The organism is Nocardia sp. NPDC050630 (assembly GCF_044457245.1).
Classification (GTDB): Bacteria; Actinomycetota; Actinomycetes; order Mycobacteriales; family Mycobacteriaceae; genus Nocardia.
This window is the reverse complement of record NZ_JBITGN010000001.1, coordinates 1,016,690-1,035,780: the sequence shown is the minus strand read 5'-3', so window position 1 is coordinate 1,035,780 and position 19,091 is coordinate 1,016,690. Positions and strand designations below refer to the sequence as shown.

Below are 19,091 nucleotides of genomic sequence, written 5' to 3'. Positions count from 1 at the left end.
CCGCTGCCGACCACGCCGATCGGCATGGAATTCGACCGCGCCCAGCAGGCTCGACGTCCCGATAGACCTCGGCCACTCGCGCCCGGGAGAGCCAGCGTCTCGACGATCAACGATGATCGCCCAAGCGAAGGTATCCGCAGACGAAGACGAGCCGTGCCATCAGTTGTATCGCGGCGGTGACGCTGACCACCGCTGCCAGGGAAGGCGTGTAGAGGAGCGCTAACAGGGCAGATCCTGCGAAGGCGGCCGAGCCCGATCCGGCGGCGAAAACACCGTAGGCGGTGCCGCGTCGATGAGCTGGGACCACCTCGGCGACGGCCACTCGGAGTGTCGATTCCTGGACGCCGACCGATGCCGCGACAGAGTCCACCTGATCTTGATCCCGCTCGCTCGCGGTTACCCCCTGATGCTGGCGAATCCCATGGGTGGGGTGGGGGATGGGCCCGTGCGGAGGACGGGGCGGAAGTCGGGGAGGGCGGGTAGTACGTCGGCGTTGCGGGCGGCGTAGCAGCGCACGCGCGGGAGTGCTCGGGTGACCTCGGCTCGTTCCACCGGTTCGGCATCGATGAAGCCGATGGTGTCCAGTTCCAGGCCCAGAGTGTGTGCGATCCGCAATAGCGACGCGGATTTGCGGCCCCAGCCGATCTCGATGGCCGAGAACATGTCATAGAGCCCGTGTCGATAGAGCTTTTTGAGAGTGAGGTCGCGGTCGCTGCGGCTGGCTACCGCGTGCCAGATGCCGCGCTCGTTGAGCTTCAGTAGCGTGCGCAGGGCGGCGGGGCGTGGTGCGCCGCTGGTGGCGTCGCAGACGACACCATCCCACAGCGTGTTGTCCAATTCCCAGACCAGACATCTCAGAGCCGGTGCCATCGCCTGCCCCTATCGGTTGCTCATTGTTGCCTTTCCTGCCGTGTCGTCGGCAGATGGGCTACTGCCAAAACCATCCAGCGAACGGCACGTGCCGACAAGCCCCCGCTTTCCGGGGAGCCCGTACGGCCGAGGTGATACTACCGACACCCCCGCGAATGCTCCTGTCAAAAGCCGTAGTAGCGGCGAACGAGCCGTTCATAGACCCGAGCGGGCGTGAATCGTCGGGTCCAGAACGAGAGCCGAACGTCGCTGCCGCACAGGTAGATTTGGCGAGGTTCGGGTGCTTCCAGGATTGCCCGCACCTTCCTGGCTACCGTCTCGGCGGATTGCCCGTGCTCCAGATATCCGGTGACGCGCGCCAATACCGAAGTCCGATCGGCCGTGTATGCCTCGATCGGATCGACAACGCGCGCAGCCGAATCGATGATCGGGGTGACCGTCCATCCGGGCGCGAGCACCGAGACGTGAATGCCGAAACCGGCGGTCTCCATCCGCATCGCCTCGCCGAGACGTTCGATGGCTGCCTTGGTCGCCGAGTACCAGCCACCATAGGGTTCGGCGATGGCCCCCGCACCGGAACTCACCACGATCACCCGTCCGTGGCCCTGCGCCCGCATGACCGGCAGCACTTCGCGCAGCACGCGGTGGGTGCCGATCACATTGGTATCGATGAGCGCGGCGGCCTCGTCCGGATCGGTCTCCTCCACCGAACCGACAATGCCGTAGGCGGCGAAGGTGACAACGGCATCGATGCGGCCGTGTCGGGCGTGCGCGGATTTCACCCAGCTCCGCACCGCCTCGGTGTCGCGAACATCGACCGCGCTCACACCATCCCGCGCGATCTTGTCGCTGCCCTCGACCGTATAGCCGACGCGCGCAAGGTATTCGACGGTCGCCGCGCCCATGCCGTTGGCGGCGCCGGTCACCAGGACAACGCTCACCGCGCACACACCCGCAACACGCGCGGCAGCACCTCTAACCGCGCCGATTCGACAATCGTGATCTCACCATCCAATTCGAGCGGCGCGGGTGCGGCAGGTCGCAGTTCCACCGCGGTGTCGCGACGGCAGGTGGCCAGCGCGGAACCCCTGAACTTGCCGCGGTAGAGACCGGCGATGAGGCCTAGAATGCGTGCCCGTCCAGCGGCTTTCCAGATATTCACATCGAACATGCCATCCGCGCCGGTTACCGGCGTGTCGTAGTACATACCACCGGCGAAGTGGACGCTCTTGAGCACACCGACATTTGTGATCGGCGCGGTGTGTACCCAGTCGGATCCGCGCAGGGAGACGGCAAGTGACTTGTGAGTGGCGATATTGCTCAGTGCGGTGGCGATTATGGCCGCCTCGACATTGCGGGATTTCAGCCAGCCGATCAGCCCGTGCGCTTGATTGAACGAATGATTTCCTGCCGCAACGAGTCCCATGCTCGCATTGAGTAGGAAGTAGCGGACCGTTCGGGTGCCGTCCGGGAGGAGCAGGGTAGCCTTGCCGACATCGACGAGTTCGGGTGCGCCGAGCCGGACCGGAACGTCGGCGATGCTGGTTCGCCCTGGTTTATGGAAGTCGTTGGAACTGCCGAGGCCGATCGCGCCCAGCGCGATCGCGTCCGCCCCATGCCGCGGTCGGTCGGTCGCCGGGTCCATGATCGCGTTGACTACCAGGTTGACCATGCCGTCGCCGCCCGCCGCGACGATCACCTCGGGTGGATCCGACTCGAGGCTCGCCTGCACCAGTTTGGTTGCTTGTTCCGCGTCACTGGGCATTTCGACGGTCAGATCGTTATTCCGTTCGCGCAGCACGTCTTCTACCGGACGCCACCTCCGCAGCGCCTTCCCGGCATTGGACTGCGGATTCAGGACGACGAGCATGATTTCTCCTCGATACCCAGCCACTCGCGCAGCCGAGGCCAATCCCCTATATGTACGAGCTTCGAATATTCCTGTGGGACAGACAATTTCGGCACATTCACCAAGAAGACGGGGATCCCGATTCGCGCCGCCGGTGCATCGTTGGCCGGGTCGTTGCCGATCATCACGCACTCCCCCGGCTCCGCGCCGAGCCGGTCGAGGAGTTCTCGATAGAACTCGATGCGCGGTTTCGAGCGGCGCATATTTTCACCGCTGGTCCGGTAGGCGAACGCGGACGGGTCGTAGCCGCCCCAGCCGAGCCGGGTGGCGACCGTGCTGTCCGGCCACAGCGGGTTGGTCGCGACTACTTGTACCGTGCCCGCTACTCGGAGCCGGGTCACGGTATCCAGTGCCGCCGGCTCCGGCGGAAAACAACGACGCAGGCGCGGAAAACCCGTTTCCGCCAGGCTCTTCAATTGCCTCGCCACCTCATCGGGTGCAAGGTCCAACCGCTCGGCGAGCAATCGGACCATGAACTCGGTGTTGGTGTGCTCGGTGTCGTTGGCCCGCACCTGCTTCAGCACGCCCGACAGCACACGCAGGAACCGATGCGGTGGGGCCAACTCGCGAAATGCCTGCGCGGCCGCCAGCGGCATCAGCGCCTTGAGTCGACGTCGATGCAACCGCACCAAGGTGCCGTCCAGGTCCCACAGCACTGTGCGGTTCATTCCTGGCTGTCCAGTACCGCTTGTAGATCGGCTCGGGTCAGGCCCAGCTGTGCCGCGTATTCGTCGATGCCGGGACGCGCGGTCGCGCTCGCGCCGATTCCGGCTCGGCTTGCCAGCTCCGAACCGTATGCGGCACCGAGATCGAAGACGGTCTTGGCCAGAGCCGCCGGAAACAGCCAGCGGCCCAGATCGCGCTGGAACACACGTGTCAGCCGGTAGGGTGCCGAGATTCGCGCGCCGAGATCCGATAGCGGCGCAGGGTCGCGCAGCGAACTCATCTTGCGCGCCTCCACGCCGGGCACCAGCAGCAGATCCGACCACAGGCGACCGAAGCGGTCGCGCTTCTCGCTCGCGACTGCGGTCATGTTGAATTCGGTATAGGCCTTTTCGATGCGTGAGGTGTAGGTGGAGCGGCTGCGCAGCAGGGCATGGATATCGGCGGTCTTGCGCGCGGTGTCGTAGCGGGTGAAGCGGTTGACCTTCGGCGCGATCCAGCCGGTCAATGCCGCGAACTCCGGTACCGGAACGAGTCGATCGGCCAGCGAAAGGGCGTGGTACATCAGGTTTTCGCTGCCCGCCTTGGCGATTTCACCGGCCAGCAGGTCGTAGTCGAGGTCATCGGCATAGCGAGCCAGGTTCCAGATGTCGGCGAGTTCGCGCACACCGGTCTTGTAGTAGGGCAGGTGGATACCGAGGTGGTGCAGATTGTCCTCGTGCGACATCGCCCAAGCGGGCACACCGTAGAAGTCGATGCGCCGCACGCGCTTCCAGATGGCGGTGTAGTCGACGGTGTACGGGGCCAACGGGGTGATCAGGCCCCAGTGCGTGCCGACGACGAGCGATCCGTCGCGGGAGACGAACGACGGCAGGTGGTGTGAGCGTTCGGCGCGGACCTTCGGCGCCTTGCCGAGCAGTTCGGAGGTGGCGAAAAGACCCAGCTCACGGTAGATCTCGATAACCGTGTCGACCTGATCGAGTTCGACGAGGATGTCCAGATCGTTCATGCGCTTGTAGCGCGGGTCGTGGTAGATCTGCGCAGCGAACAACATGCCCTTGAGCACCACGCACCGCACACCGCGTTCGTCGAAGCGGCGCAACAGTTCGCGGGCACCGGCCAGGCGTCGCTCGTTCACGGCGGCAATGTGATCGGTCACGCTGGCGAAATGTGCGCGCACCAGCCCCGGAACGCGTTCGTAGAGCTGCTCGGATGCCAACCGGCGTTGTACCAGCGGGACAGTCGCATTGAGTTCGGCGAGTTCGAAAACTTCGGCCCAGTCCGTGATCTCATGTGCGAGCTTCGCCAATGCGGCGCGCTCATCCTGGCTCGGATCGGCCAGTGCGGCGTGCACCAGCAGGCGTTCGGAAGCCGTGCCGCCCGCGGCGATTTCGGTTCCGTTCATATCAGCGGATTCCTTCTTCGGTGGGACCGATTTGTTCGGGGTGGAAGCAGAAGCGGCGGGCCACGGCGGAGATCTTCTCCAATGCGAAATCGAGCTGATCACGACTGAGGGTGGCCATCATGCTGACCCGAAGCCGCTGCTGTTCGCGCGGGACCGCCGGGAATTCGACCCCGTTGACGAACACGCCCTCGGCGTGCAGTGCCGCGACAACCTCCGCGACGGCGAGGCGCTGCGGCACCAGGATCGGGATGATCGCGGTCTGCGGATCGACCGCGAAACCCATTCGGCGCAGTTCCCGCACGAAATAGTCGACGTTGTCGTGCAATCGGCGAACTCGCTCCGGATGCGCGTCGATGAAATCGATGGCGGCGAGTACCGAGGCGACGACCGCGGGTGCCAGCGACGCCGAGAACATGTACGAGCGCGCGAAGAACCGCAGCGTGTCCACCAGATCCTTCGAACCGGCGACGAAACCGCCGGTGGTGGCGAACACCTTCGAGAATGTGCCCATGTACAGCTCGACCGATCCGGAACCCATGCCGAAATGTTCGGCGGTGCCATGACCGTTCGCGCCGAGCACACCGGTGCCGTGCGCGTCGTCGATGGCCAGCCAGGCCCCGAACGAATCGCACAGCGCCCGAATTTCCGGCAACGGTGCGATATCGCCGTCCATCGAATACACGCCCTCGACGGCGACCACTATGTTGGCGCCCGGATTGCGCCACCGGATCTGCATGAGCCGGTGCCGCAGATGCCGAAGGTCGTTGTGCTCGAAGGCCATCGAGCGGACCCGCCCGAGTTGGATGCCGTCGTAGAGGCTGGCGTGGCTCTGCTCGTCGTAGAGCAGGATGTCACCGTTGCGCAGCAGACCGGTCACCCAGCCGACATTGGCGGCGTAACCGGAGGAGAACACCAGTGCGGATTCGCAGCCTTTGGTCTCAGCGAGGCGCTCCTCCAACCGCCGATGCACCGAGGTGGTGCCGTTGAGCAGTGGCGGCCCGCCGTGGCCGACACCGAATTCGCGCACGGCCCGGACGGCAGCCTCTACGATCTCCGGTTCATTGCCGAGGCCGAGGTAGTTATTCGACCCCAACATGATCAGGTCGCGGACCGCGCCGCCGTCGGGATCGCGGACCTGCACCACCGGACCCGCCGGTCCGGTGATCTCGCGCAGGACGAATCCGGTGCCGCGCGCGTTGGCGACATAGGGCCGGAACTCCTCGAAGCGCTGTTCGAAGGTGTGCGCGGCGGGATCGAGGTAATGTTCGAGGCTGAAATTCTCGCCGTGCGCGGTATCGTGCGGTGCGGCTGCGGTGGATGTCATGAGCTGTGTTCCTCAACGATGGTTGCGGTTCCGGCCTTGCCGTCGAGAATCAGCACATCCCCACTTGCGACCAGCCGGGTGATGCCAGCGACGCCGACGACGGTGGGGATGCCGAGTTCGCGGCCGATAATGGCGGTGTGTGAGAGCGGGCTGCCTTTCTCACTGACCAATCCCGCGGCAGCCACCATCAGGAAGACCCAACCGGGATCGGTGCTGGACGCGACGAGAATCTGCCCGTCGACGACCACATCCGGTTCCGGAGTGGTCAACACCAGTGCCGGGGCTTCGACCCGGCCTGGCGCACAACCGATTCCGTGCAGCACACTGCCGGAATCGCCGGTAGGGGCCGGATGATCGAAGGCCGGATCGTTGATGCCGACGGCCGCGATTCCGGCCGTGACGATTCGGGAGGGCAACTGCTCGGCGCGCCACCGCTCGTGGTCGCTCTTGCGTGTGGCGACCGTACGTGCCGCATCGGTATCGACCGCGGTGCCACGGGTGAGGGCCGCGATCTCCTCGTAGGTGAGCCAGAAGATATCGCGCGGATCCTCGAGCAATCCGGCCGCGTGCATCTGCCTGCCGTATTCCCGGAAAACCCGTTTGACCAAACCGAAGGATCGGCTGCGGCCCAGCCGCATATTCTCGCGCTGTTTCACGTGCTCGCGCGCGCGGCCGAGTGCGAACCGGAATGCCAACCGTTGCGGGAGCTTGCCACGGAAGAGTCTCGCAGCCGTGCGCTCCGCCTCGCGCCGAATCTGCTTCTCTCGGGCCACCATTTCGTCGATGTTCTGACCGCCACGCAGGTAGTTGCGCAGCATGGGAACCAGTCGCTGCGGATGTTCGCTCAGCGGATCGGTTTCCAGCTTCAACTCGTCGACGGTACGGTCACCGAACAGGTTGATATGCCGCAGACATGCACTGTGGAAGTCCGCGAATTCGGGCTGCGCCAAGGCTTTCCATACCTCATGCGGCTCCAGCGGACCCTCGAACAGCTCACGCAGCGCGGTATCCGCGCGGACCGTTGCGGTCAGGGCGAGCGCTGAGCGAACCGGGTCTACGCTGTCGACGCCCTCTTCACCACAGAACAATTCATTGCGCAGGGTGATGGCCGCTGTTTCGGTGAGGCCTTGGCGTTCCAGCAGCAGACCGACGACGTGGAACATCTGCTGGGCCAGAAAGTCATTGAAGATCTGCACCGCGTAGGCGGGTACGAGTTCGTGCAGGCAGCGCTCCATCCACTCCAGCAGTGCTTCCGGATCCCGTTCCCGCTCCGGTGTTTCCGGGTTCAACCGGTGCTCCAGATCCGCGGTGAACAGCTGAAGTTCGGTGAAGAATGCGCGCAGCCGCCGCGGTAGCCGCAACCAGCCAACGGTGATGATGGCGGCGATACGTAACCGCAGCAGATACATCTCAACTCGTGCCCGACCGCGTTTCGGCGCGGACGGCCGCTGGTAGCGGTTCTCGATATTGAGTGCCGCCTCCCAGCCTTCGATGGCGAACTCCATGCCCGGTATCTGCAGGAACAGCCGGTACCAGTTGCTGATGTTGTAGTAGATGCGGCCGTGCGCCGTACCGACCAGATAGGGGTACAGGCTCGCCGTGTTGCGTTCGACGATGGCGTCGGTGGCGCCGAAATCCTTGTGGCAGGCACGGAATACCTGTTCGTAGGCATTGCGCAGGATCGAGAAGGTCAGTGGGCTGGATACACCGGGGTAGGACTCGGCGACATTCACATTGTCGAAAATGGTTTCGCGGGCGCCGGTCGCGGTGATCGGGCGGGCTTGGAGTAGATACAGCACGCCGTTGGCGTCATAGGCCCACTCGATATCCTGCGGAACACCGAGTTCTTCGGCCAATCCCGTTGCGATGTCGACGAGTTCGACCACCTGCGCGTCGGTGAGTGCCGGATCGGTGACGGTGGCGATCTGTTCGACGACGGTTCCGGAACCATTGGCCGCGACCACGACCCGGCTCTGCTTCTCGGCCACCGAACGGGACACGATCGTGCGCCCTGCGGTGTCGACGAAATAGGTATCGCATTCCACGGTTCCGGCGACCACACCTTCGCCGAGACCCAGAGCTGCCGAGACGACCGCCTCTCCCGGATCGCCGGTCTGCGGGTTGCAGCTGAAGGCGACGCCGGAGACCGCGCTGTCGATCAGCACCTGCACCAGGACGGCGCAGTCGATTTCGGTGTTGTCCAGTCCACGATGTACTCGATAGAACAGCGACCGCTCCGAGTAAGCGGAGGCCAGCACCTCCAGCACGGCCGAGGAAACGTCCGCCGGGGCGACATTCAGCAGGGTGTCGAGTTGGCCCGCAAAGGAGTCCGTCGCCGAATCCTCACCGCTGACCGAGGAGCGCACCGCCACCCGAGCATCGGATTGCGATGTGCGATCCACGATTTCCCGCACATTCGCACCCAGCTCGGTACTGATCTCCGCCGGAATTTCCTGAGCCAGGATGATCGTGCGGATCTCCCCCGCCACCGCACGCAACGACGCGGGGTCGGTGTGAACGAGCGAAGCCAGCTCCGCGGTGATGGATTCACGGATCGGTCCGAGAATGCGCGCACACGCGGTGGCGCTCAGCACCACGAACGGTGGCACCCGGTGGCCCGCCGCCACCAGTCTGCCGAGATTCGCGGCCTTGGCGCCCACTTGCGTCGCCGTCGTCGCATCGGCGGCCAGTGCGATATCGCTGACGATTGTTCCGGTCATTGCGCGGCCTCCCGCATGGTCGTGGCCGTCGGCACCGCGGGCGCACGCCGGGTGAGCCGCACGAGTACCGGATCGGGGGTATTGGAGATCTCCGGGTTTTCCCGCACCCGCATCCCGTTGACGAGTTGGATCTCATAGCGGGCCAACAGCATTGCGATGCCGACCCGGACCTCAGTCAGTGCCATATGCTGGCCGACGCACAGATGTGCCCCCCAGCCGAACGGGAAGTAGCGGAACGGTGGACGGAGCTTGGTCTGCTCCTTGGTGAACCGGTCCGGATCGAAGGTCAGTGGTGAATCCCAGAATTCGGGGAAGCGGTGGTTCACGAACGGGCTGATCACCACGATCGCGCCCGGTCGCAGATCGAAGCGGTCGAAGCTATCCGGTTCGATGGCGGTGCGGCTGAATGCCCACGCCGGTGGGTGCAGGCGCATGGCCTCGTCGATCGCGCGTCCGGTCAGCTCCAGCGCGGGCAGCGCCCGGTCGACATCGGCCGATGCGAGGGCGATATCTATCTCGCCGCGCACCCGGGCGAGCACCGTCGGATTGCGAGCCAGTTCGTAGATGGTCCACGCCATCGCACCACCGGTGGTCTCGTGTCCGGCGAGCAGGAAGGTGAGCACCTCGTGACGCAGCTGCGCGTCATCCATCGCATGCCCAGCGTCATCGCGGGCCGCGAGAAGTCGGGCCAGCAGGGACGTCGTTTCGGCGTCGGCGTCCCGATGTCGCTGAATAACGCTGTCCACCACGCGATGTAGTCGTTCACGAACACCATGGAAGCGCCGATTGGCGGGGGTCGGCACCTTCGGTGGCACTTGAATGGGTGCGGCCATATGCCGCATCACCCACGAAACGCCTTCGCGCACATCGTCTTCGATCTGGGGCAGCACACCATCGATATCGGAGCCCATAACCGCGCGGCACACCACATCCGCCGCGAAGCTCATCACCTCGGGGACCAGGTCGAAGATCGCATCCGTCGCCGCGTACGCATCGAGACGATCGAGCATCCGCTGTCCACACTCGACCATGAGCGGGATCTCGGTGTCGACGTGGCGGCGGGAGAACGCGGGTTTGATCAGGGCGCGCTGGCGTTTCCAGAGTTCGCCGCCGCTGGTCAGCAAGCCGGGGCCGAGCAGGTAGTTCAGACTCTGGTAGCTGATGCCCTTCTCGTACTTGGCCGCATTGGTGACCAGCACCTGATTGATATGTTCCGGCTCGACCAGCAGGTGCAGCTGCTGATGCACCAGGCGTAGCCGAACACTGCCGCCGTGCGCGACAGCCTGTTCGTAGAACAGGGCGAGCGGGTCGGCGCGGTAGTCCGGATACGCACCCAGTGGATGGCGCAGTGCCGGACCTCCGAGTCGTTGGCTCATGCCGCGCCCCCGGCACCGACCAGATCGTCCTCGACCAGGAACAGCCGTCGGGCCTCCGCGCGCTGCACCTTGCCGCTCGTCGTCTTCGGAATGCTGCGCGGGGGCACTACCCGAACCCCGGCGGGCAGCACACCGGTGCGCTTGCTCACCGCGACGCGCACCGCTCGGCGCAACGCGTCGTGTTCGGTGGCCTCCGCACCGGATTCGACAATGAGATGCAACTCCTCCGAAAGCCCTTGGGTATCGGCGTGACCAACGGCCGCGACACCACCGAGACGCACACCAGCGACTTCCTGTGCGGCGAGCTCGAAATCGGTGGGCAGGTAGTTCGCGCCGCGGATGATGATCAGGTCCTTGTGCCTACCGGTGATGCGCAGCCGACCGTCGCGGAGGTAGCCGATATCCCCGGTGTCCCACCAGCCGTCCCGAGTCGCGGCCGCGGTCTGTTCGGGCAGCCGGAAGTAGCCGATGGTCATCGACGGCCCACGGAATTGGATGCGACCGACCACGTCCGCACCGCACAGCACGCCGTCCTCGTCGACGATGCGCACCTCGGAACCGGACAGCGGTGCACCGCAGTCGACGATATGCATCGCGTCGAGATCGTTCTCCGGAATCTCCAGGGCCACACCGTTTCCGGTAAGCGCTCGGCGTGACACCGAGTCATAGGCGACCGGCGCATGCGGGCGATTCACGGTGACCGCGAGGGACGCCTCGGCCATGCCGTAGCAGGGCACCAGCGCGTCTTTCGGCAGTCCCCAGGCCGCGAACCGGTCGACGAAGCTCTGCACGGTCGGCGGATGGATCGGTTCGGCGCCGCAGAACAGGAACCGCCAACTCGACAGATCCACACCCTCGAGTTCGGCGTCGGTAACCCGCGCCGCAGCATATCCGTAGGCGAAATTCGGCGCCGCCGTGAATGTTCCGCGATACCGTCCGACCGCACGCAACCAGTCCCCCGGACTGCGCAGGAATCGACTCGGCGGCATCAGCACCGCGTCGATACCACGGAATACCGGTGTAAGGAACCCACCGATGAGCCCCATATCGTGATGCAGCGGCAGCCAGCCGACCCAGGTATCGCCCGCACCCATCGCGGCGGCCTGTGCGATCTGTTCGCAATTGGCCGCCAAATTCGCATGGGTGATCTGCACACCTTTCGGCGTTCCCGTCGAGCCGGAGGTCGCCTGGATGAATGCCAGATCGCCTGGTTCGGGGAGTCTGGGTGCCAGCGTCGGCGCATCGGATGAACAGGCCGAGGCGTGCAGCACATCGCCATCGATGACGGCAACGGCGTCCGGCAGTTCTCCCCCTGCGAGGACCGACCCGGTCGCGACCACCGCCGCTGGTTCCAGATAGCTGAGCAGCCGAGTGAACTTGTCGCGGAAGATATCCGCCGAACCGAATCCGCCCGGCGTCGCCACCGCGGTCGGCACCGCACCGAGCAGCAGCGCACCGAAGAATGCCGTGACGAACTCCGGAGAGGTGGGCAGACACAGCATCACCCGATCGCCCGGCTCGACACCCTCTGCGGCCAACGCGGCCGCGGTCCTGCCCGCCGCCACCACGAGATCATTGTGTCGCCAGGCGATTTCACCGTCGTGGTCGCCGCGCTCCGGTACGAAGATCGTCGATGGCGCCGACGCTCCACGCTCGGCATTGGCCAGCAGCGCGTGCACGATCGTCGGATGCGCAGGAACCAATGTCGTCACTGCCCACCCCGCACGTAACGCACGATCTCGCCGACCGTATTCAACTGTGCCGCGGCATCTTCCGGAATGACGATGCCGAATGCCTGCTCCAGCTGAATCGTCAGCTCGATCGCGGTCGGCGAATCCAGTCCGTAGTCGATCAATTGCGCGGACGCGTCGATCTCATCCGCCGAAACCCACAGCACCTCACCGACAATGGCGCGCACCCGCGCCTCGGTTTCAGTGGCCGGGGTACCTGCCTGTGTACTCACCCGAGTAACTTCCCTTCGGTCACGCAGGCGCGGACCGACTCCTCGAGATCGACGCCGTCGCCGGTGTCGATGCGATGGAATCCCACTTCGGGGAAGGCCACCGCGAGGTTGTCGCGCACCTGTAGATATCCCTCACGCAGGGCTGCGAGCCGCTCTGCTGTCTCATGGGCCTCCTTCGGCCCGTTCCCCGAACGTTGTGCGCAGCGTGCCGCGGCCTGTTCCGGCGGTGCGTCCAGCCAGAGCACAGCGTCGGGCAGTGTGGTGCGAAAACGGTCAGCGAAGCCGGGGACGGATACGGTCACGTCCCGGCGCACCAGATCCGCGATCTCCGACAGCAGGTCCCAGATATCCGGGGAGCTGCCCAGACGCCTGGATTCCGACCGCTGCCAAGCGAGAATGTCATCGAAGGTGCCCGGCCGATGGCGTTCCAATATGGCAGCGATCTCATCGGCGCGATCGTGGCCGTTCCATTCCGGGCGGCCCAACGCGACATACAGCGGCCCGTAGACCAGCAATTCGATCAGTGGATGCCGCTCGAATACCAGCACATCCGGCGACCAGGTGGTCAGGAAGTGGCGTTCCACCGGGCCGAACAGCGTCATCTGCAGATACATCGCGGTGGCCTTCATTTCCAGGCTGCCGATTTCATCGCATCCGACGCTGAAGGCCTTGAATTGCTCGGATAGATCCGTCAGCGGCACATTCCTGGTGTTGTGGAAGTCCGGACAGGTCATCGATGCGAAAGAGTCGGTGCCCGGGGTCATTTCGCGCAGCCGCGCCATGACCGAGGATTTGCCCGAACCATCGATGCCGACGATCGCGACGCGACGGGTCACCGGTCGTCCTCCCGTAGTTGAGCGAGAACGGCCTTGGTGATGTCGGCGGGTGCGTCGGTGCCGTCGAGTCGGAGCCAGCCGAATTCCTCCGACAAGGCCTCCAGCGCGTCGTGACTGCGCCGCTGGAACGCCAGGAATTCCTCCTCGTCCCCGTAGCCACTCTCGTAGTCGCTGCGCAACTGCTTGCGCCCCAACGCATCCTGTGGACTCACCGCGAGATAGAAGGTGCGATCGGGTTCCGGGAATCCAGCCGCCAGCTTGCGCAGCACCGCCGCATCGCCGCCGTGCGCGACCTCGGTGGCGAAGTACTTGTACCAGTAGGCATTTGCCAACAGGATGTCCGGGCCGCGTTCGGCGGCGAGATCGAAGGACAACTGCATGGCGTGGAACAGGAAGTGCGCGCGACTGAGCGGGGACAGCAATTTGAGATAGTCGTAGATCTCGGCGGGACTGCGCCAGGGCAGCTTCGAGGAGACCTTCGGATCCAGGAATGCGTCCCAAATAGTCACGGCGGCAACGCTTTGGCCCTGTGCCTCGAATTCCGCGGCGATGCGGGCAACCTGGGTGGTCTTACCCGATCCGTCGGCACCGGCGATGCAGATCAGGCGTTTGCGTGCGGTCAGTGGTTCGTCCGTTCTAGTGGCTGCCGGGCATGGGTGCTCCGGGGGTTTGGGTTGTTGTTCGGGGTCACTTGGTCGTAGCGGCACCGCACGCGCAGGCGCGGCTGGTGCATTCGATGACAGGATCGGCGGCTCGTCTGGGACCGGCCGCGGACGCTTCTGTTCCGGTTCCGGAATCGGCGCCTTGTTCAACTGCTCCGGTTCCGCGGAGCTGACGTGCAATCCGTGCGCGTGGTCGCCTTGACCGGACGCAGGCGCAACCGGCTCGGATGCGGTCTGCACCACGCTGATCACACCGGCACCGCCGTCGACCCGAATCCGCTGACCCGAGCGCAACGCGGTCGTCGCACCCGCGACATTCAGCACCGCTGGTATTCCGTATTCGCGGCCGATAACCGCCGCGTGCGAGAGCATCCCGCCCACCTCGGTCACCACGGCGGAAACCAGCCCGAGCGCGGGCGTCCACCCGGGATCGGTGAAGCGAGTCACGAGGATGTCCCCCTCGCGCAGCTGGTCGATATCGGCGAGCGAGGTGATCACCCGTGCGGTGCCCTCGGCGATACCGGGACTGCACCCGAGTCCGGTCAGATCGCCGTCGCCGATCTCGCGGACCGCGCCAACGGTGACTCCGCCTCCGAGCTCATGCGGTGGCACCAGGTCCCGGTAGCCCGCGTACACCGCACGGCGATAAGCGATCCGCGGGGCGAGTGTCGAGATATCCACCCGTCCAGCCGCGAGATCGCAGAGCTCGTGGATCGACAGCTGGAACACATCATCGGCCTGCTCGACCGTGCCTGCTGCGGCTAGGCGCACCCCGGCCTCGACGACATACGCCCGCACGACCGCATAGCACTGCGACGAGAACTCCCGCATACGTTCACGCGCAACGAGATACCGCCGCATCCGCTCGACCTGCTTATCCAAAGCCTTGGCGTACTTCACTCGAGTGAGCGGCTTGGCCCGCAACCGCGCGCGCACCGCAGCGAGTTCGTCTTCGTAGCGTTTGCGCTGATCCACCAGCGTCACATCCGGATCCGCTGGCGGCGTGCCGTGTTCGAGCATGACCGCGATCATCGAGCGCACCCGTTCGGGTGCCTCCGACCAGCGCGGGCTGGTGAGATCGAGTTCCGCATCGGCGTGGAAGCCCTGCTCGTCGAGGAAGGCATCGAGCGCCATTACCCATTCGCGACCATCGAGGCCGTGATCACGTGCCACCCGGTGCAATTCGACGATGCCGCGCTGCAGCTGCATGTGGCTGATATCGGCGAGCCCGCCCATCAGGTCGATGGCCGAGGTGGTCGCGCCGGTCGCGGCATCCACCTTGTCGAGCAGTTGCTTGAAGTCGGTCTGGACGCTCGAGTTGTTGTAGATGGTGGTGAAGTAGGTGCGCTCGGTGGCGGCGTGGAAGGTGAGCAGGCAGTCCGCCAGATCCGCGACGAAGGTTGCCTCGTCGGTCCGCGGCAGTTCGCGTACTCGCTCGCGCCACGCCGCGTATTTCGCGGGCCATTCCGCTGCGAACGCGTCTACCGCAGCCAGTTGATCCTGGTAGCTCTTCTGCACCGCCAGCGCCGCGGGCAGCGCCCTGGCGATCGTCTTCGCGTTCGTCGGAGTGCGGTGCGGACCGTCGGGCCCGTAGTCGTTGAGCACACCGAGGTCGTCGTCGAAATGCTGTTCGTCGAAGCCGGGAATGCGGAAGAAGCACTTCTTCACCGCACTGACATTCCAGTAGGCGCGGCCGTAGTACATGGCCATCCAGTCCGGTTCCACGCCCGGCTCGGCAAGCTTCAACCGCTCGAAGAACTGCTGCATCGAATACTGGAAGGCGTTGTCGTACAACGAGAACATCATCGGCGTGCAGACCCGCGCCGAGACGCCGCCATCGCGTAGATCGGCATCGGAGAACTGGTCGATGTCGGTACGCCAGGTGATCGCGGTAATGGCCCGCGCCTGGAGCAGCCATAGTTTCCCGTCGCCGTCGATGGCCCATTCGATGTCCTGCGGGCGGTGCCGGTGCGCCTGCACCGCGAGCATGAGGGCGGCGAGTTCGGCTGTGGTGGTGGCATTCAGCTCGACATCCTCATCGCCCGCGTCGCGCTCGACCACCGTGCCGTCGAACAATCGCAACGTGAATCTGGTCGGCGTGACATGTCCGGAGACGAGTCGTTCGCCGAGTCCCCGGCAGGCTTCGACCACCGCGTGGTCCTCGATACCGGTAAACGCATCGATGCTGAATCCGACACCGGCACACCGCGCGTCGACCATGCGCTGCACCAGAACGGCAACTGAAGCACCGGCTTCTCGATAGCCGCGCCGGGCGAGGTAGGTACGAACTCGCTCGTTGTGCACCGACTCTCGGCACTGCTCGATATGTTTGCGCAAGGTCGCGATATCGGTGATGTCGAGATACGACTCGTACTGACCAGCGAAACTCGCGTCATCGAGGTCTTCGAGCACACCACTCGAACGCGCGGCGACCGGGAAGCCGCCCAGCGCACGGACCCAGCCGTTCAGGTCGTCATCGGATACCTCGGCCAGATCGAGATCGGCCGTAACGACGAAGCCGGGCGGCACCTCGAATCCAGCCATGATCAGTTCGTGCAGAGTCCCTGCCTTGCCGCCGGCGCGGTCCGGTGCGAAATCGGCCGCGCCGAGGAACATCACGGCGGGGACAGCTGCGGTAGGTGTTTCGGACACGGTGGGAGCTCCTGTCGGAAGCAGAACCGGGCGCACATCGTGACGAGCGGCCAGGTCGCGTGCGGCGAGTACGCCTGCCACGGTCAGGCCGCCATAGGACGGACTCGCCGTGCGCGGTTCGAAACCGAGCAGAACGGTTTCGGCCATACACGCGTAGACGACCCCGGCGGGCAGTCCGGTTTCGGGAAACGGGGGTGTCTGGCCCAGCGGTAGCGCCATGCGCCCGCCGGAGACCAGGGTGATATTCGACTGCTGGGACACCGCGGGTTCCACATCGCCGGGGACCGCGAGATCGACCACGAGCACCGGATGGTCATCGGCCAGTACTTCGGTGGCAACCACGGGCACGGCCGAATTCGTGGCGGTGAGGACGATGCGACAGGTACGCAGGGCGGCCAGGTCCTCACTGACCACTGCCACTCCGGGTAGGCCAGCGGCCACCCGCTCCAGCCGGGACGCCGACCCGGCACGACCGACGAGGGTGACCGAATCAGCGACTGGCGCAAGCAGTTCGGCCATTACCGCGCCGATATTGCCGAGCGCACCGAGAATGCCGATCCGGCGCTGCCCCGGTTCGAGGCGGGCGAGTTCGGCACGAACCACTTCGTAGGCACACGCAGCGGTGAGCGAATTGCCGGAGGTCACCTTGACGGCGTCCTCCACCACATCGCGCGAGGCATCGGTGACGATGGAGGTGTACCCACCGAGCCCGATGACGCTGGCGCCCAACGCGACTGCCTGATCTACCGCCTCGAGCACCAGATCGCGCAACCAGGCACGATGTCCGGCGCGCTGGCATTCGATGATCTGCTCGGCCGAAATCGGCACCGCGATCAGGCATACCTCTACCACCGCGCCGGTCGGCGACGTGACGATCTGTCTGGTCAGTTCGAAGGGTTCGGCCACCCCGCGCAACCGTTCGAACAGTGCGGCGAATTGGCCGTCGGACCATCCGGCCAGTTCCGGTGCGAATCTGCGCAGATCCGCGGCGTCGGGCAGATTGGCCAGGAATACCACCCTGGTCGGGGCGTTCCAATCGCGGGCGACCTCGTGGGTGCGTCGCCGCGATGGCGACCTGCGTTCCGGTACCGGCCAATTCGTGGTGACCGGTGCGGCCAAGTGTGCGAGCAGTTCGGCGTAGTCGCCGCGGTGCAGCAGTGCGGCGAGATCATCGAGCGCCGTCGTCAGGCGGTCCAGCTCAGCGTCGGCGAGAAACGCCGAGGGCTGGATGCGCAGTGTGGTCGGCGCGGAAAGTGTTGGCAGCATGCGGATCCGGTGGCTGTGCAGCAGATATCCCGCCACCACGTACCCGAACATGTCCGGATCGCAGATCTCGCGCAGCAGCGCCGATGTCGGTTCCGGTGGTGACAGTTCGATGCCCTGCAGCAGCCCGCGCCCCCGCACGGCGACGATCTCCTTGGGCCAGCGCAGCGCCACCGCATCGAGTCGCGATCGCAGTCGCGCACCGGTATCGATGATGCGGATCTGGTTGTCCCGCAGTAGGTCCAGTGCCGCGTCGGCGATCGCGCAGGACAGATCGTCATCGGCGAAGGTCGAGGTGTGGTATCGACCGAAGTCGGCGATCGAGCGTTGCTGGTCGACCAGCAGCGCCGAGATCTTCGCCAGCCCGCCGCCCAGCGATTTCGAGAGCAGGTAGTAGTCCGCGTTCACCTGCGACGGCGATGAGGCGAGGAAGGTTCCGGTGCGGCCCATGCCTGACTGGATCTCGTCGAATACCAGGGCCGCCGTGTGCCGATCGGCCAACACGCGCAGTGCGCGCAGAGTCGCGTCCGGAACCTCGCGGACACCGCCCTCCCCCTGGATCGGCTCGGCGAATACCGCGGCGATCGGCGAGATGCCGGTCCGCGATCGCACCGGCCGACCCATGCCGTCGAAGGTGATCCGGCTTACCGGCCGCAGCTCCTCAGCGAATGCGTTGGCCACCGCGTCCGGTACCCAACTGTCGAGGCTGCGCCGTTCCGGGCCGGGGACCACCAGGTCTACGGGCGTATCGGCCTGCTCGGTCAGGGCGAAGGCACCGGCTGTCTTACCGTGGAAGGCTCCGGTCAGCGAGACGAAAACCGGGCCGCGCCGTCGCAATTCGTCGACCACCCGCAGCGATTCGGTGAGAATCTCGGCGACCGAGCGGTCGTCGTCGGATCCGTTGTCGGCCAGGGCAATCGGACGAACGTCGTGCATACCGTCGCGCCGAACCCGGCGCAGGGTGCGCCGCAGTTCGGTCTCCAGATCGTCGAGGGCGCGGGCGTGCGCCACCGCCGCGTGCCGGATCGCCGCCTCCACCGCGTCGGCACCAGTGGACCCGAAGGTCACCACATACTCGCGACCACGCTCGGCGGCCACCGCTTCGGAAAGTCTTCGGGCAAGTCGCGCGGCCCCTGGCCGGACACTGCCCTGGGAGACGAACGGCGTCTGCTGATTCAGCAGGGCGGTCGCCACCCGCACCAGTGCCGGATGGTTGTGTCCGAACAGGGCCGCACCGAAACCGCCGACAAGATCGAGTACTCGGGTCCCATCCGGCCGGATCAGGTAGTCACTTTCGGCGCCCGCGTACACCACATCCAGATGGCAGGCACGCAGCAGCCGCGCCAGTCCAGGACGGTTGTGCCGGGCGAAATCATCGAATAATTCGTCTTCGGAAACAATGGCGGAAGAATTTATTTGTCCCGAAAACAGAAGGCCTGCGGACACGA

Annotated in this window: 13 protein-coding genes; all 13 read right to left on the bottom strand. The window is 65.3% G+C overall.

Annotated features, from left to right (window positions below):
* Window positions 1–106: 106 nt before the first annotated feature.
* Window positions 107–370, bottom strand: a complete 264-nt coding sequence (locus ACIBG0_RS04570; protein ID WP_397029175.1) for a hypothetical protein — start codon at window positions 368–370, stop codon at window positions 107–109.
* A 26-nt stretch (window positions 371–396) separates the two neighbouring features.
* Window positions 397–870 carry an HAD-IIIC family phosphatase gene (locus ACIBG0_RS04565; protein WP_397029173.1) on the bottom strand — a complete coding sequence of 158 codons (474 nt, stop codon included), beginning with the start codon at window positions 868–870 and terminating at the stop codon, window positions 397–399.
* Between the two features lie 164 nt (window positions 871–1,034).
* Window positions 1,035–1,811 carry an SDR family NAD(P)-dependent oxidoreductase gene (locus ACIBG0_RS04560; RefSeq protein WP_397029171.1) on the bottom strand — a complete coding sequence of 259 codons (777 nt, stop codon included), beginning with the start codon at window positions 1,809–1,811 and terminating at the stop codon, window positions 1,035–1,037.
* On the bottom strand, window positions 1,808–2,740 hold the full coding sequence (locus ACIBG0_RS04555) for a diacylglycerol/lipid kinase family protein (protein WP_397029169.1): 933 nt from the start codon (window positions 2,738–2,740) through the stop codon (window positions 1,808–1,810). Before ACIBG0_RS04555 ends, ACIBG0_RS04560 begins: the two co-directional genes overlap by 4 nt.
* Window positions 2,725–3,447 (bottom strand): HAD family hydrolase, encoded by a 723-nt coding sequence (locus ACIBG0_RS04550; RefSeq protein ID WP_397029167.1) that lies wholly within the window; start codon window positions 3,445–3,447, stop codon window positions 2,725–2,727. Before ACIBG0_RS04550 ends, ACIBG0_RS04555 begins: the two co-directional genes overlap by 16 nt.
* Window positions 3,444–4,847 carry a nucleotidyltransferase family protein gene (locus ACIBG0_RS04545; RefSeq protein WP_397029165.1) on the bottom strand — a complete coding sequence of 468 codons (1,404 nt, stop codon included), beginning with the start codon at window positions 4,845–4,847 and terminating at the stop codon, window positions 3,444–3,446. Before ACIBG0_RS04545 ends, ACIBG0_RS04550 begins: the two co-directional genes overlap by 4 nt.
* A gap of 1 nt (window position 4,848) precedes the next feature.
* Window positions 4,849–6,171 carry an aminotransferase class I/II-fold pyridoxal phosphate-dependent enzyme gene (locus tag ACIBG0_RS04540; protein ID WP_397029163.1) on the bottom strand — a complete coding sequence of 441 codons (1,323 nt, stop codon included), beginning with the start codon at window positions 6,169–6,171 and terminating at the stop codon, window positions 4,849–4,851.
* A complete protein-coding gene (locus ACIBG0_RS04535) occupies window positions 6,168–8,891 on the bottom strand; it encodes a PEP/pyruvate-binding domain-containing protein (RefSeq protein WP_397029161.1) in 2,724 nt (907 codons plus the stop codon). Before ACIBG0_RS04535 ends, ACIBG0_RS04540 begins: the two co-directional genes overlap by 4 nt.
* Complete coding sequence (locus ACIBG0_RS04530) at window positions 8,888–10,267, bottom strand: cytochrome P450 (RefSeq protein WP_397029159.1); 1,380 nt, start codon at window positions 10,265–10,267, stop codon at window positions 8,888–8,890. Before ACIBG0_RS04530 ends, ACIBG0_RS04535 begins: the two co-directional genes overlap by 4 nt.
* A complete protein-coding gene (locus ACIBG0_RS04525; RefSeq protein WP_397029157.1) occupies window positions 10,264–11,979 on the bottom strand; it encodes a fatty acyl-AMP ligase in 1,716 nt (571 codons plus the stop codon). Before ACIBG0_RS04525 ends, ACIBG0_RS04530 begins: the two co-directional genes overlap by 4 nt.
* A complete protein-coding gene (locus ACIBG0_RS04520) occupies window positions 11,976–12,230 on the bottom strand; it encodes an acyl carrier protein (RefSeq protein ID WP_397029155.1) in 255 nt (84 codons plus the stop codon). Before ACIBG0_RS04520 ends, ACIBG0_RS04525 begins: the two co-directional genes overlap by 4 nt.
* Window positions 12,227–13,066, bottom strand: coding sequence for a hypothetical protein (locus ACIBG0_RS04515; protein ID WP_397029153.1), 840 nt, complete (start codon window positions 13,064–13,066; stop codon window positions 12,227–12,229). Before ACIBG0_RS04515 ends, ACIBG0_RS04520 begins: the two co-directional genes overlap by 4 nt.
* A complete protein-coding gene (locus ACIBG0_RS04510) occupies window positions 13,063–19,089 on the bottom strand; it encodes an aminotransferase class III-fold pyridoxal phosphate-dependent enzyme (protein WP_397029151.1) in 6,027 nt (2,008 codons plus the stop codon). Before ACIBG0_RS04510 ends, ACIBG0_RS04515 begins: the two co-directional genes overlap by 4 nt.
* Between the last annotated feature and the right edge of the window lie 2 nt (window positions 19,090–19,091).